Source organism: Nocardiopsis metallicus (assembly GCF_014201115.1).
GTDB lineage: Bacteria > Actinomycetota > Actinomycetes > Streptosporangiales > Streptosporangiaceae > Nocardiopsis > Nocardiopsis metallicus.
Genome location: NZ_JACHDO010000001.1, coordinates 613,951 through 630,068 on the forward strand (window position 1 = coordinate 613,951; position 16,118 = coordinate 630,068).

The 16,118-nt window shown below is 70.8% G+C and carries 13 protein-coding genes and 2 pseudogenes; 10 read left to right on the forward strand and 5 right to left on the reverse strand.

The annotated features are described in order from the left end of the window. Window positions 1–2 precede the first annotated feature (2 nt). The 3 genes from HNR07_RS02605 to HNR07_RS02615 all read left to right on the forward strand — a co-directional run bounded on the left by HNR07_RS02605 (window position 3) and on the right by HNR07_RS02615 (window position 3,904). Complete coding sequence (locus HNR07_RS02605) at window positions 3–434, forward strand: VOC family protein (RefSeq protein WP_184361435.1); 432 nt, start codon at window positions 3–5, stop codon at window positions 432–434. A 179-nt stretch (window positions 435–613) separates the two neighbouring features. After that, complete coding sequence (locus HNR07_RS35800) at window positions 614–2,623, forward strand: prolyl oligopeptidase family serine peptidase (protein WP_184361437.1); 2,010 nt, start codon at window positions 614–616, stop codon at window positions 2,621–2,623. Window positions 2,624–2,764: 141 nt separating this feature from the next. Next, a complete protein-coding gene (locus HNR07_RS02615) occupies window positions 2,765–3,904 on the forward strand; it encodes an NAD(P)-binding domain-containing protein (RefSeq protein ID WP_184361440.1) in 1,140 nt (379 codons plus the stop codon). A gap of 13 nt (window positions 3,905–3,917) precedes the next feature. On the opposite strand, the gene HNR07_RS02620 is transcribed toward HNR07_RS02615, so the two are convergent. Next, a complete protein-coding gene (locus tag HNR07_RS02620; protein WP_184361443.1) occupies window positions 3,918–4,901 on the reverse strand; it encodes an ArsR/SmtB family transcription factor in 984 nt (327 codons plus the stop codon). 180 nt (window positions 4,902–5,081) lie between these two features. On the opposite strand from HNR07_RS02620, the gene HNR07_RS02625 reads away from it, so the two are divergent. From HNR07_RS02625 to HNR07_RS02635, 3 genes are all read left to right on the forward strand, one after another. Further along, a complete protein-coding gene (locus HNR07_RS02625) occupies window positions 5,082–5,561 on the forward strand; it encodes a cupin domain-containing protein (protein WP_184361446.1) in 480 nt (159 codons plus the stop codon). Between the two features lie 66 nt (window positions 5,562–5,627). Continuing rightward, window positions 5,628–6,782 carry a class I SAM-dependent methyltransferase gene (locus tag HNR07_RS02630; protein WP_312893547.1) on the forward strand — a complete coding sequence of 385 codons (1,155 nt, stop codon included), beginning with the start codon at window positions 5,628–5,630 and terminating at the stop codon, window positions 6,780–6,782. A gap of 216 nt (window positions 6,783–6,998) precedes the next feature. Then, window positions 6,999–8,063 carry a glutathione S-transferase family protein gene (locus tag HNR07_RS02635; protein ID WP_184361448.1) on the forward strand — a complete coding sequence of 355 codons (1,065 nt, stop codon included), beginning with the start codon at window positions 6,999–7,001 and terminating at the stop codon, window positions 8,061–8,063. Window positions 8,064–8,088: 25 nt separating this feature from the next. Here the strand turns inward: HNR07_RS02635 and HNR07_RS02640 are convergent, their stop codons facing one another. Next, window positions 8,089–8,988 carry a LysR family transcriptional regulator gene (locus HNR07_RS02640; RefSeq protein ID WP_184361451.1) on the reverse strand — a complete coding sequence of 300 codons (900 nt, stop codon included), beginning with the start codon at window positions 8,986–8,988 and terminating at the stop codon, window positions 8,089–8,091. Window positions 8,989–9,102: 114 nt separating this feature from the next. Here HNR07_RS02640 and HNR07_RS02645 point away from each other — a divergent pair, with 114 nt between their 5' ends. Next, window positions 9,103–10,008, forward strand: coding sequence for an EamA family transporter (locus HNR07_RS02645; protein WP_246420028.1), 906 nt, complete (start codon window positions 9,103–9,105; stop codon window positions 10,006–10,008). Between the two features lie 24 nt (window positions 10,009–10,032). On the opposite strand, the gene HNR07_RS02650 is transcribed toward HNR07_RS02645, so the two are convergent. Together HNR07_RS02650 and HNR07_RS02655 are read right to left on the reverse strand one after the other, a co-directional pair. Then, window positions 10,033–11,796, reverse strand: a complete 1,764-nt coding sequence (locus tag HNR07_RS02650; RefSeq protein WP_184361458.1) for a TIGR03767 family metallophosphoesterase — start codon at window positions 11,794–11,796, stop codon at window positions 10,033–10,035. A gap of 341 nt (window positions 11,797–12,137) precedes the next feature. Then, window positions 12,138–12,932 carry a FadR/GntR family transcriptional regulator gene (locus tag HNR07_RS02655; RefSeq protein WP_246420033.1) on the reverse strand — a complete coding sequence of 265 codons (795 nt, stop codon included), beginning with the start codon at window positions 12,930–12,932 and terminating at the stop codon, window positions 12,138–12,140. A gap of 158 nt (window positions 12,933–13,090) precedes the next feature. Between HNR07_RS02655 and HNR07_RS02660 the strand changes: the two are divergent. Beyond that, a pseudogene (locus tag HNR07_RS02660) lies at window positions 13,091–13,552 on the forward strand (glutamine synthetase); the annotation flags it as partial. A gap of 68 nt (window positions 13,553–13,620) precedes the next feature. On the opposite strand, the gene tnpA reads toward HNR07_RS02660, so the two are convergent. After that, a complete protein-coding gene (tnpA, locus tag HNR07_RS02665; RefSeq protein ID WP_184361461.1) occupies window positions 13,621–14,049 on the reverse strand; it encodes an IS200/IS605 family transposase in 429 nt (142 codons plus the stop codon). 23 nt (window positions 14,050–14,072) lie between these two features. Between tnpA and HNR07_RS02670 the strand changes: the two genes are divergently transcribed. After that, complete coding sequence (locus HNR07_RS02670) at window positions 14,073–15,398, forward strand: RNA-guided endonuclease InsQ/TnpB family protein (RefSeq protein ID WP_221318690.1); 1,326 nt, start codon at window positions 14,073–14,075, stop codon at window positions 15,396–15,398. 32 nt (window positions 15,399–15,430) lie between these two features. Continuing rightward, a pseudogene (locus tag HNR07_RS02675) lies at window positions 15,431–16,102 on the forward strand (glutamine synthetase family protein); the annotation flags it as partial. Between the last annotated feature and the right edge of the window lie 16 nt (window positions 16,103–16,118).

A 16,118-nucleotide genomic window follows, 5' to 3' on the forward strand; every position in this document is an offset into this window, starting at 1 on the left:
TCATGACGGTTCTGGACTCACCCGTCCCGCGTTTCCATCTGGCCGTACCGGTCGACGACCTGGAGGCCGCCCGCGAGTTCTACGGGACCGTGCTCGGGCTGGAGCGAGGGCGCAGCTCCGACACCTGGACCGACTGGAACCTCCAGGGGCACCAGTTCGTCACCCATCTGGCCCCCGAACGCCAGCGCCGCATCCACAATCCGGTCGACGGGCACGACGTCCCGGTGCCCCACTTCGGCCTCATCCTCACGGTGGAGCGTTTCCGTGAGCTCGCCGAGCGGCTGCGTGCGGCCGGTACGGAGTTCGTGATCGAGCCCTACGTGCGGTTCGAGGGCCAGCCCGGTGAGCAGTGGACCATGTTCCTGCTCGATCCCGCGGGCAACGCCCTGGAGTTCAAGGCCTTCGCCGACGACTCCCAGGTCTTCGCGACCTGACCGGGACGGAACCGCCCGGGCCAGGCGGTGCTGTCGGCGCCCGGCGGGCGACGGAAGCGCCCCGTCGGCTCCGGCGGGTTCCAGCCCGCTACGGGCGGGGGACCGGCCGTGCACGCGGGTCTCGATGCACCCGAACCAGTCCCCTTCCTACGTCTGCGACGGGGTAGTACCTTGACCCGGTGCCCTCACCGAGACATTCCCCCTTCTCCGATTTCACCGACATCGACGCCTTCACCCGGATCCCCAGGGTCACCGCCGTCGCCGCCGGAAGCGGCGGCCAAGTGGTCGCCTCGGTCTCAGAGGCCGACGAGCACGGGTCCGAGCGCCTCTCGGCCCTGTGGGAGCTCGACCCGCAGGGGTTGCTTTCGGCCCGCAGACTGACCTTCAGCAAGAACGGGGAGAGCGCGCCGCGGTTCGCCCGCGACGGTTCGCTCCTGTTCACCTCGCGCCGTCCGGAACCGCAGGACGAGGCGGAGAAGGGGGCCAACGCCGTCTGGCGCCTGCCCGCGCACGGGGAAGCGCACCTGGTCGCCTCGGCCCCCGGCGGCCTCGGCGTCGTGGGAACCGCGGACGACGGCTCGGTCCTCGCGACGACCAGCGTGCTGGCCGGGGCCACCCTGGACGACGACGCCGAGCGCCGCAAGGCCCGCAAGGACGCCAAGGGGAGCGCCATCTGGCACACCGGTATACCGATCCGCCACTGGGACCGCGAACTCGGCGACGTCAGCCCGCGCCTGGTGCTCGTCTCACCCGAGGGGGAGGTCAGCGATCTCACCGAAGACGCCGACACCGTGGCCCTGGGCAACGCTTCGGCCGACCTGTCCCCGGACGGCCGTACCGTCGCGACGACCTGGACCGAACGGGTCCGGGGCGGGGAGACCCGTACCGGTGTCGTCCTCATCGACACCGGGACGCGTGAACGCACCGGCCTGCTGGCCGCCGACGACCACCGGGAGTACGGATCACCGCTGTTCTCCCCGGACGGCGCCCACCTCGCGGTGAAGCGGGTCACGGTGTCCACACCCACCGATACCAGCTACGGCTACCTGGAGATCCACCCGCTGACGGGCGGGGAACCGGTGGTCGCCGACCTCGGCGACCTCACGTTCAGGGAGTACGCCTGGAGCCGCGACGGCACCCTGCTGGTCGCCGGTGACCTGCACTCCTCCGGGGCGGTGCTGGCCGTCGACCCGCGTACCGCGAAGGTGCGGACCCTGGCGGAGACCGGCGTGTTCACCTGCCTGGCCCCCGCCCCGGACGGGTCCGTGTACGCGCTGCGCTCCGATGTCACCACCCCGCCGCGGCCGGTCCGGATCACCCCCGGCGGTGAAGTGCGCGAACTCCCGGCCCCAGGAGCGGTGTCGGCTCTGCCGGGCCGGCTGGAACGGGTGCGAACCGAGGTCGACGGCGTACACGTCGGCGGATGGCTGTGCCTGCCCGAGACCGCTGACGAGTCCGAACCGGCCCCGACGATGCTGTGGATCCACGGCGGTCCGCACACCTCCTTCAACGCCTGGTCCTGGCGCTGGTGCCCGTGGCTGGCGGTGGCCCGCGGCTACGCCGTGCTGATGCCCGATCCCGCCATGTCGACCGGCTACGGCCGCGCCGGGCTGAACCGCGGCTGGCCCCGCCGTCCGGACGTGGTCTTCGGTGAGTGCGAGGCGCTGCTCGACACCGCGCTGGAGCGCCCGGACCTGGACGGTTCCCGCACGGCGGTGCTCGGCGCGTCCTTCGGCGGCTTCATGGCCAGCTGGATCGCCGGGCACACGGACCGCTTCTCGGCGGTCGTCACCCACGCCGGGTCGTGGGCGATGGGCCAGCAGCACCGCACCACCGACGCGGCCTCGCACAAGATGCGCGTGCACGGCCGAGAGGACGAGCAGCCGGAGTGGTACCTGAACAACTCCCCGCACCTGAGCGCGGCGCGGGTGTCCACACCGGTGCTGATCACCCACGGGAACCGGGACTACCGGGTGCCGATCAGCGAGGCGCTGCGGATGTGGTGGGACCTGGTCTCGGCCTGGGACGGCCCGCCGGAGACGATGCCGCACCGGTTCCTGCAGCTGACCGGCGAGAACCACTGGGTGCTCACCCCGTCCAACAGCCGGGTGTGGAACGAGACGGTGCTGGCCTTCTGCGACCAGCACGTCCTGGGAGCCGACCCGGTCCCCGACACCCTGACCTGGTGAACACCGCTACGTCCCCGCTGTCCGGGCGGGCTGAACGACACCTCCGCGGTGGTGCGCACCGCCAGCGGCACCGGCACGCTACGGCATGAACCGGGCCCCTCCGTTGTTCTTGACTGTCGGCGGACGACGGGAGGAGCGGTCGTGGCGGAAGTTCGGGAAGGCGCGCTGCCGGGTTCGGCGGACGTCGTGGTGGTGGGGGCCGGGCAGGCCGGACTCTCGGTGGCCTGGCACCTGCGGCGGCTGGGGCTCGAACCCGGGGCCGGGTTCGTGGTACTGGACCGGGGGCCCGACGCGGGCGGGGCCTGGCAGTTCCGCTGGGAGGCGCTGCGCCTGGACAAGGCGCACAGGGTCAGCGACCTGCCCGGGATGCGCGAGATGGGGCTGAGCTTCGACACCGCTGACGCCTCCAGGCCCGCCCGGGACGTGGTGCGGGAGTACTACGAACGCTACGAACAGTGGTTCGGGCTCAACGTGCTGCGGCCGGTCCGGGTCACCGCGGTCAGTGAGGAGGGACCCGGGTTCCTCGTCGCGACCGACAAGGGCGACGTGCGGGCGCGGGTGGTGGCCAACGCCAGCGGCACCTGGGCACGGCCGTTCCGGCCCTACTTCGCCGGGGCCGCGGACTTTCGCGGCGCGCAGGTCTCCACCCCGCAGTACCGGGCCGCCGAGGACTTCGCCGGGATGCGGGTGCTGGTGGTCGGCGGGGGCACCTCGGCGGTCGGATTCCTGCGCGAACTGGAGGGTGTGGCCGCGAGTACGGTCTGGGCGACCCGGCGGCCGGTCGAGTTCACCGACGACCCCGGGGGCGGGGTCCGCGCCGTGCGGCAGGCGGACGAGGCGGCTCGGGCTGGACTGCCCCTGCCCAGTATCATCCACGGCACCGGGCTGCCCGCCACCGCCGAGAACCTGGCCGCGCGGGACCGGGGGCTCCTGGTGGCCCGGCCCATGTTCACCGTGATCGAACCCGAGGGGGTCCGCTGGGCCGACGGGTCCTTCGAACCGGTCGACGCCATCATCTGGGCCACCGGCTTCCGGGCCGAGCTCACCCACCTGGCACCGCTGCGGCTGCGCGAACCCGGTGGCGGGGTGCGGGTGGAGAACGGGCGGTCCGTCCGCGAACCGCGCCTGTTCCTCGCCGGGTTCGGGCCGCAGGCCAGCACCATCGGCGCCAACCGGGCCGGACGCACGGTCGCCCGCCAGGTTCTGGACGAACTCCGGTCCACCGGCCGGAGGGAGCGGACCGCGCCGACCGCGCCGACCGGGCCGGCTTCGGCAGGTTGAGCCCCCGGCTGGTTCAGCCCCGGCCGAGGAGGGCCTCACCCAGCGGGGTACGGGTGTGCAGGACCCGGTTACCCTCGCGGCGCGAGTGCACCAGACGGGAGCGGCGCAGCACCGCCAGGTGGTGGGAGGCCGTGGACACCGCCATCGCGCAGGCCCGCCCGGTCTCGGACGTGGTCCGGGGGCCGTCCAGGCAGGCCAGCACCCGGGCCCGTCCCGCGCCCAGCAGCTCGGCCAGCGCCTCCTCGGCGGCCGCGCCGCGGGGCCACGTCTCGGCCAGCCCGTCCACCGGGTAGAAGAGGGTCGGCTGCACCGGGGGTTCGGTGAGCACCGAGCACCGGGCGGTACCCATCACCGACGGAACGAGTACCACGCCGCTGCCTTCGCAGCGCACGTCCTCGTCGTGCAGGCGTAGCGACACCTCGATGGTGTTCCGGCGCCAGCGAACCGTCTCGTGCAGGGTCGCCACCATCGCGCCGACCCCGCCCGCGCCCATCCGCCGGGTCCGCAGATCGATGTCGGCGCCCAACAGGCGGCGGATCTGCGGCCAGTGCGGGGCCATCGTCGCCGCCCACACCCGCTCCCAGGCGTCGGCGATCATGTCCCGGGCCCGTCCGGGGTGTTCCACCATGCCCCCCACCAGGTCCCTGCCGCGTCCCTCGGAGCGGAGCAGCACCTTGCCCAGGTCCGCTCGCACCGAGCCCGGCGGCACCCCGCGCAGCCGCTCGAACTCCTCCTGCGGTGTCATGTCCCAGGACGGCGCCGAGGTGAGGAAGTCGGGGATGTACCCTTCCGCGCGGATCACCACGGCCAGCCGCTCCAGGGCCGCCTTCGGCACCGACGCTCGCACCGACCGCAGCCATCCCCACTGGAGCGGGTGCCGCTGGGGGGTCGACAGCACGCGTACGGCGTGGGCCAGCTCGTGCCCGGGTGAGACCCCGAACCGGATGGCCGACACGTCGTCCGCGCCGATGTGGAAGCGGGCGCTCTTTCGATCCATGTCGAAACAGTAGGGCCCGGTGGTTCCTGGCGGCGAGTGTGGACCTGTCAGCCGGTCGCGCGCCGCCGAGGCCCACCACCCCGAGACCGCCTTCCGGGCAGTCTGCCGGGGAACTCCCGTCACGGAGCGTGCGGCGGCCCCGTCGGGAGAGAACCACCCGGAAACAGGAGTGAGGACACCATGGGCACCACCGTCCCCCGCGTCATCGCGTTCGAGCAGATCGTCATCGGCGAGGCCCGCCGCACCGTGTTCTTCGAGGGGCGTGAGTACGGCTCCGGCATCAGCTTCTTCCTCGTCGACAACGACCCCGGGCAGGGGCCCGGTCTACACCGGCACCCCTACTCCGAGACCTGGACCGTCCTGGAGGGCGAGGCGGAGATCACCATCGGCGAGGACCGCCTGACGGCCCGCGCCGGGGACACCGCGGTGGTCGGCCCGCGCGTGTGGCACCGTTTCGTCAACTCGGGCACCGGGCGGCTGCGCATCATGTGCGTGCACGCCTCCGACACCCTCGTCCAGGAGTTCGAGGACGGGGTCTGTGAGCCGTCGGGGCGTGTTGGGCGGGAGTATGGGCGAGCCCGCAGCTGTTCGGGCAAGTCCAGGCGAGGTCGTACAGGCCCGGGTGGCCGCTTTGGGACACCGTCGTTCCGAGGCCGCTGAATCCCTTGGAGCGAGTGAGGGGCGAGAGTAGAATGTCCGGTTGTTGAGTTGACGGGTGGTGCGCCCGTGGCTCGCGTGACGGCCCCCGCCAACGGCCCGCCGCAGGCGGGCACCTCATCCACGCGGGGGACCGTCATGACCGTGCACAGCACCGAAACAACCCTGGACCAGGCACGGGCGGAGGAGTTCGCCAACCGCATGGTCGAGGTCCTGGACACCGCGAGCACCTCCCTGCTGCTCAGCCTGGGGCACCGGCTCGGGATCTTCGACACCATGGCGGGGAGCGGCGCCATGACCTGTGCGCAGGTGGCCGAGGCCGCCCAGCTGAACGAGCGCTACACGCGCGAGTGGCTGGCCGGAGCCACCATGGCCCGCCTGATCGACTACGACCCGCGGGCCGACACCTACCTGCTGCCGCCCGAACACGCCGCCTGCCTCACCCGTGCGGCCGGACCCGACAACCTCGCCCGGTTCATGGCGGTCGTGCCGCTGCTGGCCTCGGTGGACGAGAAGGTCGAGCACGCCTTCCGCCACGGTGGCGGAGTGCCCTACAGCGCCTACACGCGTTTCCACGAGGTCATGGCCGAGATGAGCGGCGAGGTCATGGACGCCTCCCTGATCAACACCCTCCTGCCCATGATGGACGGCCTGCCCGAGCGACTGGCCATGGGCATCGACGTGGCCGACATCGGCTGCGGGCGCGGGCACGCGGTCAACGTCATGGGACGCACCTACCCGGACAGCACCTTCGTCGGCTACGACTTCAACGACGAGGCCCTGGCCTTCGCCCGGGGCGAGGCCGACGCGATGCGGTTGTCCAACGTGCGCTTCGAGCTGCGCGACGTCGCCGACCTCGGGGTCACCGAGGAGTTCGACCTGGTCACGGCGTTCGACAGCATCCACGACCAGGCCCACCCCGCCCAGGTTCTGGCCGCGATCCACCAGGCGCTGCGTCCCAGCGGCGGTTTCCTTATGGTGGACGTCAGGGCCTCCAGCCACCTGCACGAGAACATGGACATGCCGCTGGGCACCTTCCTGTACACGGTGTCCCTGATGCACTGCATGACCGTGTCCCTGGCACTGGAGGGCGACGGTCTGGGCACCGCCTGGGGCGAGCAGAAGGCGCGCGAGCTGCTCGCGGAGGCCGGGTTCGGGGACGTGCAGGTCATGGAGATCGACACCGACCCACTCGACTCCTGCTACGTCGCGAAGAAGACGTGAGCCCCACTCGGGTTCCCTCTTCCCGGCGCCTCCCCGCACCTCCTGACGCCGCCGCGGGTCTTCCGGCGCTGATCCGACCCTCCCGACGGCGGCTCGGGCTTCCCGGCAGCGGCCCGAATCGGCTCGGGAACGCCCTGTGGACAAGCGGCTCCGGCGCTCGCCCGGGACCTAGGATCGATTCTGGATCCAGTTCCCTGAGCGCCGGAGGTAGCGGTTATGCGGGCCAACAAGCTTCCCACCGAGGAGATCGAGCGGGATCCGGCGGCCTTCGCCGACCGGGTCACCGCGGACGGTCGCTTCGGGTTCGCCGCGGAGCCCGGCCGCTACCGGCTGGTCGTCAGCCGGGCCTGTCCATGGGCGCACCGGGTGGTGATGACCCGTCGGCTCATGGGGCTGGAGGAGGCGGTGTCGCTGGCCTTGACCGACCCGGTCCAGGAGATCATCGGGGGCGACCCGCACTGGGTGTTCACCGAACGCACCGGCAGCCCCGGCGGCAGGGACCCGGTCCTGGGCATCCACGCCCTGCGCGAGGCCTACCTCGCCCGCAACCCCGGTTACGACGGCGGCGTGAGCGTGCCCGGGCTGGTCGACATCCCCAGCGGGCACCTGGTGTCCAACGATTTCGACCAGCTCAGCGTGGACCTGGCCACCGAGTGGGGGCATCTCGCCCGGGAGGGCGCGCCGGAGCTGTACCCGGCGGCGCTGCGCGAGGAGATCGACGCCGTGAGCGACGAGGTCTACCAGGACCTCAACAACGGCGTCTACCGCTCCGGGTTCGCCCCCGACCAGCGGCGGTACGACAGGGCCGTGGCCGCGGTCTTCAACCGGCTGGACGCCCTGGAGGAGCGCCTCACCGACCGCCGATACCTGGTGGGCGAGCACATCACCCTGGCCGACCTGCGCCTGTGGGCCACCCTGGTGCGGTTCGACGCGGTCTACCACGGCCACTTCAAGTGCAACCGCCGCAAGCTCATCGAGTACCCGGCACTGTGGGCCTACGCGCGCGACCTGTACCAGACCCCGGGTTTTGGGGACACCACCGAGTTCGAGCACATCAGAGCCCACTACTACCGGGTGCACACGGCGTTCAACCCGACCGGTGTCATCGCGATCGGCCCCGACCCGCGCGGCTGGCTCAGTGAGCACGGCCGCGAGACGCTCGGTGGCAGGCCCTTCGGCGAGGGCACCCCGCCCGGCCCGGTCCCGACTGGCGAACGCGTCCCGCCCCTGGAGGAGCAGGACCGCCCCGCGGGAGACGACTGGTCCGTCCCCAAGAGCTGAGCGAGCGGTTCGTGAGAGGAGGTGGTCAGAGGAGGGAGGCGTGTTCGCGTAGGAGGCGGACGGCCTCGGTGACGGCCGGGCGGCGGGAGGTGCCCTCGCGCCAGAGAACGGAGATCCCACGCACCGGGGTGGGTTCCAGCGGCTTGACCACCAGGGTGTCCGGGACGGCTCCCCGGCCCAGGCGGGGGACGAGTGCGATGCCCAGACCCACCTCGACCAGGGCGATCTGGGTCTGGTACTCGGCCACGAAGTGCGCGACGTCCGGTTCGGCGCGGACCGAACGCAGTGTGCGCATCAGCCAGTCGTGGCAGACCGTCCCGGGCGGTTGGCAGATCCAGCGTGCCGCTGCCACGTCCTGACGGCTCAGTACCGGCAGTTCGTTCAGGGGGTGGTCGCGGGGCAGGACGACGTCGCACCGGTCCTCGCCGAGCACCGTGCGCACAACCCCGTCGGGGACGGTCATCGGCGCGATGTCCCAGTCGTGCACGAGGGCCAAGTCCACCGTGCCCTGCGCGACCATGTGCGGGGTGGCGTGCGGGTCCTCCTCGACCACCCTCAGGTCCAGGTCCGGGTGCTCGCGGGTGAGCTCGGCCAGGGGGCGGGGGAGAAGCCCACGGGCGGCGGTGGAGAAGGCGGCCACGGTCAGCCGCCCCGAAGGCCTGCCCCGCTGTTCCTCCAACGCCACCTCGGCGGTCTCCATGATGGCGAGCATCCGAGCCGCCTTGTCCACGAGCATGACCGCGGCGTCGGTGAGCACCACTCCGCGCCCACGGCGTTCCAGGAGCGGGGTACCGGTCTCCCGTTCGAGCTTGGTGACCTGCTGGGAGATGGCCGAGGGGGTGTAGCCCAGCGCCTTGGCCGCGGCGCTGACCGAACCGTGCACGCGGACCGCGTGCAGGGCCCGGAGCCGGGAGAGGTCGAGCACGGGAACTCCTTGCCGAAACGGCTGGACGGAACACAGATCTTTAAGCAGTGCTGAAACCAACCTAGTAGGAGGTTTCGCTGGTGCTAAAGCCGGGTTGGCGCCATGATCGCTTCCATGCCTCTGCGTCACTCCCTTCTCGCCGTGCTGGTCGCTGCCGTGTGGGGGGTCAACTTCGTCGTGATCGAAGTCGGCCTCGACCACTTCCCGCCGTTGCTGTTCTCCGCTCTGCGGTTCCTGGCGGCCGCCCTGCCCGCGGTCTTCTTCGTGCGCCGCCCCGGGGTGGCGTTCGGCTGGATCCTCCTGGTGGGGCTGGTGCTGGGGGTGGCCAAGTTCGGACTGGTCTTCACCGGCATGGACCTCGGCATGCCAGCCGGGCTGACCTCGCTGGTCCTCCAGGTGCAGGCGGTGTTCACCGCCTTCTTCGCGGTGCTCTTCCTACGGGAGGGCCTGCGCCCGGTCCGCTACCTCGGGATGGGCGTCGCCCTGTGCGGGATCGGGGTCGCCGCCTACGACCACGGCGGCTCGAGGCCGCTGACCGCGTTCGCGCTGGTCGTGGCGGCCGCCGCGTTCTGGGGACTGTCCAACGTGATCACCCGCAGGGCGGCCCCGCCGGACGCGCTGAGCTGGATGGTCTGGGTCAGCGTGGTGCCGCCGCTGCCGTTGTTCGCGCTGTCCCTGCTGGTGGAGGGCCCCGAGGCGGGGTTGGCCGCGATCAGGGGACTCGGCCTGGCCGGGGCGGGCGCCATCCTCTTCGTCGCCTGGGCGGCCACGGTGTTCGGCTTCGGCGCGTGGGGGTACCTGCTACGGCAGAACGAGGCCTCTGCCGTGGCCCCCTACTCGCTGCTGGTGCCGGTGTTCGGGATGGCCTCGGCGGCCCTGTTCTTGGGAGAGGCCATCAGCCCGCTGAGCCTGGTGGCCGCGCTGCTCCTGGTGGGCGGGGTGGCGCTCACGGCCCTGGGCGGGCGATCGGGCAAGACGGTGGACGCGGGTTCCCCGGAACCGGCGGAGAACCCGCGCTGAGCCCGCTCGACCGCCGGGGCGGTGCTAGCGGGCCGGGTGGTGGGCGGCGACCAGGAGTTCGACGTTGCGGTCCCGGGACTCGCCGTAGTTGGCCGGGTCGGCGTACAGGTCGTTCACGGACAGCTCCCGGTAGAGCGAGGCCAGACCCTCCACGGAGAAGTCGCCGTGATCGGCCTGGTAGCGGCTGTCGGCCTCCAACAGGGTGGTGAACAGCGACATCGTGCCGTCCGCGTTGTCCACGATCTCGATGCTGCGGGCCATCTGCGGGTGGTCGATGTGCGAGGCGGTGTTGATCTCCCAGAAGCCCCGCTCCGGGGTGCTGGAGGTGTGCGCCCGCACCTTGTTGTAGTGGGTGTGGCCGTTCACCCAGGCCAGCACGTTCGGGTAGCGCTTGAGCATGGCCACCAGGATCTCGCCGATGTAGCGCGGCTCGGCCGGACGGCGCTTGTCCGGCAGCGGGTTGTTCATCGTGGTGCTGGTGTGGTGGCTGAACAGCACGAACAGCTCGTCGGTCGCCCGCTGGGTGCGGCGGCGGCCGAGCAGGTCGTAGTAGACCGAGCTGGACGCGCGCAAGGTGCTCTCCAACCAGTCGTACTGCCGCTTGCCGATGGAGCCGTTGGCCAGCCCGGCGAGCGTGGTGGTGTCCATGCTGATCCCGGTCACCCCCTCGGCGATCGGGAAGGTGTAGAAGCAGTCCACGCCGTCCGCGTTGGCCTCGGTGTAGCCGTGGCCGACCGGCCCGGGGCCGGTGTTGGCCTCGGCCAGGTGCGCGGCCACGAAACCCGCGGTATCGAAGGGCTTGCGCCGCTCGTCCGGGGTGACGGTGGAGGTCAGCGCGGCGGTGGACATCGTGTCCGCGTTGTCGGGGTTCTCAACCTCGCCGGGGACGTCGCCGAGCTGCTCCTCCTCGGTCATGGCCTCGGCCATCCGCTCGGTGACGTCGTCGTCGGCGAACATCAGCTTGCGGTCGCCGACATAGACGTCGCTCAGGGTGCCCGCGGGCAGGGTCCCCGCCGGGGTGTTGTCGTGGTTGCCGATGGTGCAGTACCAGGGCACGTCCAGGCCGGGGCTGTGGAACTCGGCCGTGGCGGCGGCCAGGTAACCGGGCAGGTGGGGGAAGCCGCCCCGCTCCTTGTATCGGTCCGGGTTCTGGCTCTCGGGCTGCCAGTACAGCTGGGAACCGCAGTTCTGCACGCCCTCGAACCGCCCGATGTCACCGGTGTCCGGGGTGAGCGGGCCTCCGTTGAGGATCGTCATGAGCCAGTCGAGCTCGATCTCCTCGTGGTTGTCGGTGTTGTCGCCCGTGGTCATCATGAAGTCGAAGGGGCGTCCGGTCACCGGGCCGTTCCGGAGCGAGTTCACCCTCTTGACCAGCGCCGAAGCGCCCACCATAGCGAGCGCCTCCTGCGGCCGGTGCGCGCTGGAGCCGAGGACCGGGTGGGTGTACTCGAAGCGCACCGGGCTCTGCACGTCCAGGACGTGCAGGTCGGTGAACTGCACGAAGGCGCCCAGCGGCTCGCGCCGCTCGTCGCGGCCGGACTGGGCCTGAACCAGGTCCTCGCGGACCTCCAACGGCCAGCCGGGACCGGCGGTGAGCAGTTTGTAGCCGTCCCCGACGGGTGAGGCGACCTGGGCGAAGGTGGTGCCCTCGGGGTCGGTGATCCGGTCGAGGGTCTGCCGGATGAGCTCGTCATGGGTCGCGGCGGAGACGGGGAGAGCGGGCAGACCGAGGGCGAATCCGAGGCCTGCGGAGGCGGTGAGGAATCCGCGCCGGTTGAGGGAAGCCATGGGTGACGGCGTCCTTTCGGCCCTGCCGGGGGCCTGTGGGGAGAGCGGGGGCGCCGTCATTAAAGGCCGGAGTCAGGGCGGTGGGCAACGGGGGAGCGGGCACCGGTGCCGGGCCCGGTCCCGGGTGGCCCGAGCCCGGGTGGGTACGATCACCGGTTCGACTCGTTCCGGCCGCCGGCCCGCCGCCGACCCCTTACCAAGAGTGATCGTCCGGCGTCCGCCCGCACGTCGGCGGCCCGTGGGGGACTGTTCGCCTGCGCCGTGATGAACCGTCATAAAGGTGAGTGCTTCTCACGTTTGGCCGGATGTGGCCAATGCCGCCCCGGGGCGGGACTCGGGCCTCAGGCGAGGAACCCCCGGATGAGGGCCTCGCTGCCCTCCAGGTGTTCGCGTACCGCGCGTACCGCGGCCTCGGTATTCGCGTCCCGGACCGCCTGGACCATCTCCCGGTGCTGGATGTTGCTGTGCTCCAGGTTGCGCACCAGCATGGGCATGGCGTCGAGCAGGTCGTTCACGCGCATCCGAACCTCGGTGAGGGATCGGGTGAGCGAGGCGGAACCGGTGAGTTCGGCCAGGGTCAGGTGCAGGACCGTGTCAAGACGCCGGTAGTCCGCCACCTCGGCCGCCTCCACCGCCGCCAGCCGCTCGGTGAGCAGTCGGTCCTGCTCAGGGGTGAGCTCCTTCTCGGCCAGCACCACGGCCGCGCCGGTCTCCAGCGCCCGGCGGTGGGTGAACAGGTCGTCGAGGTCGGTGCCGGTGTCCCGCAGGACCCGCTGGACCTCGCTCCGGCTCGGTTTGGGCCGTACGTACGTGACGAAGGTGCCGCCGAACCGTCCGCGCCTGGACTCCACGTACCCGGCCTCCTGGAGGGCGCGCAGGGAGTCGCGGAGGATGACCCGGCTGACTCCGAGCCGCGCGGCGAGTTCGCGCTCGGCTGGAAAGCGCTCCCCGTGCCCGACCACGCCCAGCCTGATCGCGGACAGCAGTCGCTTCACCGTCTCCTCGAACGGGTTTCCGGTGCGCACGGCCCGGAACACGGCCTGGGCCGCGACCCCGGTCAGGTCGCCGTCCTCGGCTGGACCGGGCTCTCCGGTCGGACCCCTGTCCGCGGCCGGGTCGCTGTCCGAAAGGTGCATTTTCGTTCCTTTTCCCTTCCTGTCGGTGATGGGCCTCCAGGCCGATGTCGATCAGGAATCCCATTGACAGTCCCGGAGGATGCCTGGTTGCATGTTCCACCATTGGTCTGAAATCGAACCATACTCCCAGACGTCACGACGCTGACAAGGAGCCCCGGGTGCGAACGAACGGCAGCCTCCCCCCACTGTCGCTGGACCCACTCAGGATCGAGGCCGCCTCCGGCGAGATCGACACCGTCCTGGTCGCCTTCACCGACATGGAGGGCCGACTCCAGGGCAAACGGCTCTCCGCCCGCTTCTTCCTGGAGGAGACCCTCGAACACGGCACGGAGGGGTGCGACTACCTCCTCGCAGTGGACGTGGACATGAACACCGTCGACGGCTACGCCATGTCCTCCTGGGAGACCGGCTACGGCGACTTCGTCATGGCCCCGGACCTGTCCACCCTGCGGCGCACCCCCTGGGCGCGGGGCGCGGTCATGGTCACCGCCGACCTCACCTGGCACGACGGCAGCCCCGTCGCCGCCTCTCCCCGCCAGGTCCTGGACCACCAGCGCCGACGCCTGGCCGAACGCGGCTGGCACGCGTACGCGGGCACCGAACTCGAGTTCGTGGTCTACCTGTCTTGTCCGAGAGTGCTCCGGAGCTCACGCCGGAGGTGAATCGGATCCGAACCCGCGCCCGCCCGTCAGGACGGGTGTTTCTGGTCCTCGATGTACTGCTGAAGGACGCTGGTCGGCGCGCCTCCGACCGATCCGGCGAAGTAGGACCCCGACCACAACCGGCCACCCCACAGGTACTGGTTCACGTGCGTGCCGTACTCCTTGCGCAGCAGCCGGGAGGAGACCCCTTTGAGGCTGTTGACCAGCTTGGACAGCTGCACCTTGGGCGGGTAGCGCACCAGCAGGTGGACGTGGTCGTCCTCGCCGTCGAACTCGCCCAGCTCGGCCTCGAAGTCCGCGCACACCTGCCGCATGATCTCCTCACACCGGACAAGCATGGCCTCAGTGAGGGCGCCACGCCGATACTTCGTGACGAACACCAAATGGACATGAAGGCGGCAAACGACGTGTCGTCCGGTGCGCACATCGGGGTTTGGTTCCCATCGCGGTGACATAAACCAATGCTACGGTGATGGGTGTGAGCACCAACGCCACCCCCAAGCGGCACACCGGGCACCGCGCCCGGCTCGCCCTGTCGCCTGAACAGGTGTCGGTGCTCGATGACCAGGCACACGCCGCCCGCACCCTGTGGAACCTCTTGCACGCCTGGTGGACCATGGCCAGCGAGAACCGGCGGGTGGATCTGAAGGACGCCGACGCCGCGATCAAGCAGGCCCGCAAGGAGATCGGCTTCCTCAAGGCCCTGCCCGCCCAGGCCGCTCAGGCGGTGCTCAAGACCTACTTCCAGGCGTGGCGCAACTGCTGGGACAGACGGGCGGAAGAGCCGACGTTCAAGTCCCGCCTCCGCTCACAGATGGTGGTGGACATCCCCCAGGGCCGGGACCTGCACCTACAGCGGGTGCACCGCCGGTGGGGGATGGTGAACATCCCCAAGCTGGGGCGGGTCCGCTTCCGCTGGACCAAGGACCTGCCGGTGGGCAAACGCGCCAACAAGGAGAACCGGGTCACCGGGGCGCGGCTGGTCAAGGACGCCCTCGGGTGGCACATCAGCTTCCGCGTCCAGACCCTGGAACCGGTTCCCGAATCCCACCCCGGCCCCGAGGTGGGTATCGACGCCGGGATCGCGGTCCCCCTCGCTCTGTCCGACGGAACGACGTATGACCACCACCGCCCCCGCACCAATGAGGACGGTGGCCGCGCGGACCGCGACAAGTGGCTCAACCAGAGCGAGAAACAGAAACTGGCCAGCTTGGAGAAGCAGGCCGCCCACCAAAGAAGTTTCCGTGCACGCGGGGAGAGGATCTCCCATCGTCTGGTGCGGACCTACGACCAGATCAAGGCGCTCCGCGCAAAAGCCACGCGCAGGCACCTGGACTGGCAGCACAAAACCACCACTGACATCGCCACCCGGTACGGCACCGTCGTGGTAGAGGCACTGGACATCACGAACATGGTCCGCTCCGCGCGCGGCACCATCGAACAGCCCGGGAAGAACGTGGCTCAGAAGGCGGGGTTGAACCGGGCCATCGGCCAGGAGGCATGGGGGCGCACCGTCACCCTGCTGGGCTACAAGCTCGCCCAGCGCGGCGGAACCCTGTACAAGGTCCCGGCGCCGGGCACCTCGCAGCGGTGCTCGGAGTGCTTGGAGACCATCTCTGGGAGTCGGGGGTCCCAGGCCGTGTTCGTGTGCAAGAACCCCGCGTGCGGCTGGTCGGGTAACGCCGACCACAACGCCGCGCGCAACGTTCTTCACCTGTTTCGGGCGGGCCACGTGCTCGTCCCGGCTGCCGGGAGGGCAGTCGGCAGGCGCGCTGGTCGCGTCAAGCCCGCCACCGCGAGGTAGGGGGAATCTCCCGGAACGCTTCAACCGGGAGAGCACTTCAAAAGAACGGCGCCAAGGAGATCGCCGCCCAGGAGGGCATGTCGCTCACCTTCATGGCCAAACCCAACGACCGCGAGGGCAACTCCTGCCACATCCACCTCTCACTGCGCGACGACGACGGCGTCCCGGTCATGGCCCAGGGGCAGGGGCAGGGGCTTTCGGAGACCGGTCGCCACTTCCTCGGCGGTCAGTTGGCCGCGCTGCGCGAGTTCACCCTGCTGCTCGCGCCCAACATCAGCTCCTACAAGCGCTTCGTCCCGGGCAGCTTCGCTCCCACCACCGTCGCCTGGGGCCACGACAACCACACCTGCGCGCTGCGGGTGGTCGGCCACGGGTCCTCACTGCGGGTGGAGAACCGGGTCCCCGGCGGCGACGTGAACCCCTACCTGGCCAGCGCCGCCATCGTCGCGGCCGGACTGCACGGGGTCGAGCACGGCATCGAACCGGGCGAGCCGCTCACCGGCAACGCCTACACCTCGGGTCTGCGCACCGTCCCCACCACCCTGCGCGAGGCCCTGCAGCTGTGGGAGGGCAGCGCGCTGGCCCGTGAGGCCTTCGGTGAGGAGGTCGTCGCCCACTACGCCAACCGCGCCCGCGTCGAACTCGCCGCCTTCGACGCCGCCGTCACCGACTGGGAGATGTTCCGCGGCTTCGAACGGATGTAATCGACGCACAGGACAG

What these genes read in the sequence shown, in the direction of transcription:
- HNR07_RS02650 (WP_184361458.1), bottom strand. Translation starts at nt 11,796, where the DNA reads ATGGCTTCCCTCAACCGGCGCGGATTCCTCACCGCCTCCGCAGGCCTC.
- HNR07_RS02625 (WP_184361446.1), top strand. Translation starts at nt 5,082, where the DNA reads ATGGGCACCACCGTCCCCCGCGTCATCGCGTTCGAGCAGATCGTCATC.
- tnpA (WP_184361461.1), bottom strand. Translation starts at nt 14,049, where the DNA reads ATGTCACCGCGATGGGAACCAAACCCCGATGTGCGCACCGGACGACAC.
- HNR07_RS02605 (WP_184361435.1), top strand. Translation starts at nt 3, where the DNA reads ATGACGGTTCTGGACTCACCCGTCCCGCGTTTCCATCTGGCCGTACCG.
- HNR07_RS02645 (WP_246420028.1), top strand. Translation starts at nt 9,103, where the DNA reads ATGCCTCTGCGTCACTCCCTTCTCGCCGTGCTGGTCGCTGCCGTGTGG.
- HNR07_RS02635 (WP_184361448.1), top strand. Translation starts at nt 6,999, where the DNA reads ATGCGGGCCAACAAGCTTCCCACCGAGGAGATCGAGCGGGATCCGGCG.
- HNR07_RS02655 (WP_246420033.1), bottom strand. Translation starts at nt 12,932, where the DNA reads ATGCACCTTTCGGACAGCGACCCGGCCGCGGACAGGGGTCCGACCGGA.
- HNR07_RS02620 (WP_184361443.1), bottom strand. Translation starts at nt 4,901, where the DNA reads ATGGATCGAAAGAGCGCCCGCTTCCACATCGGCGCGGACGACGTGTCG.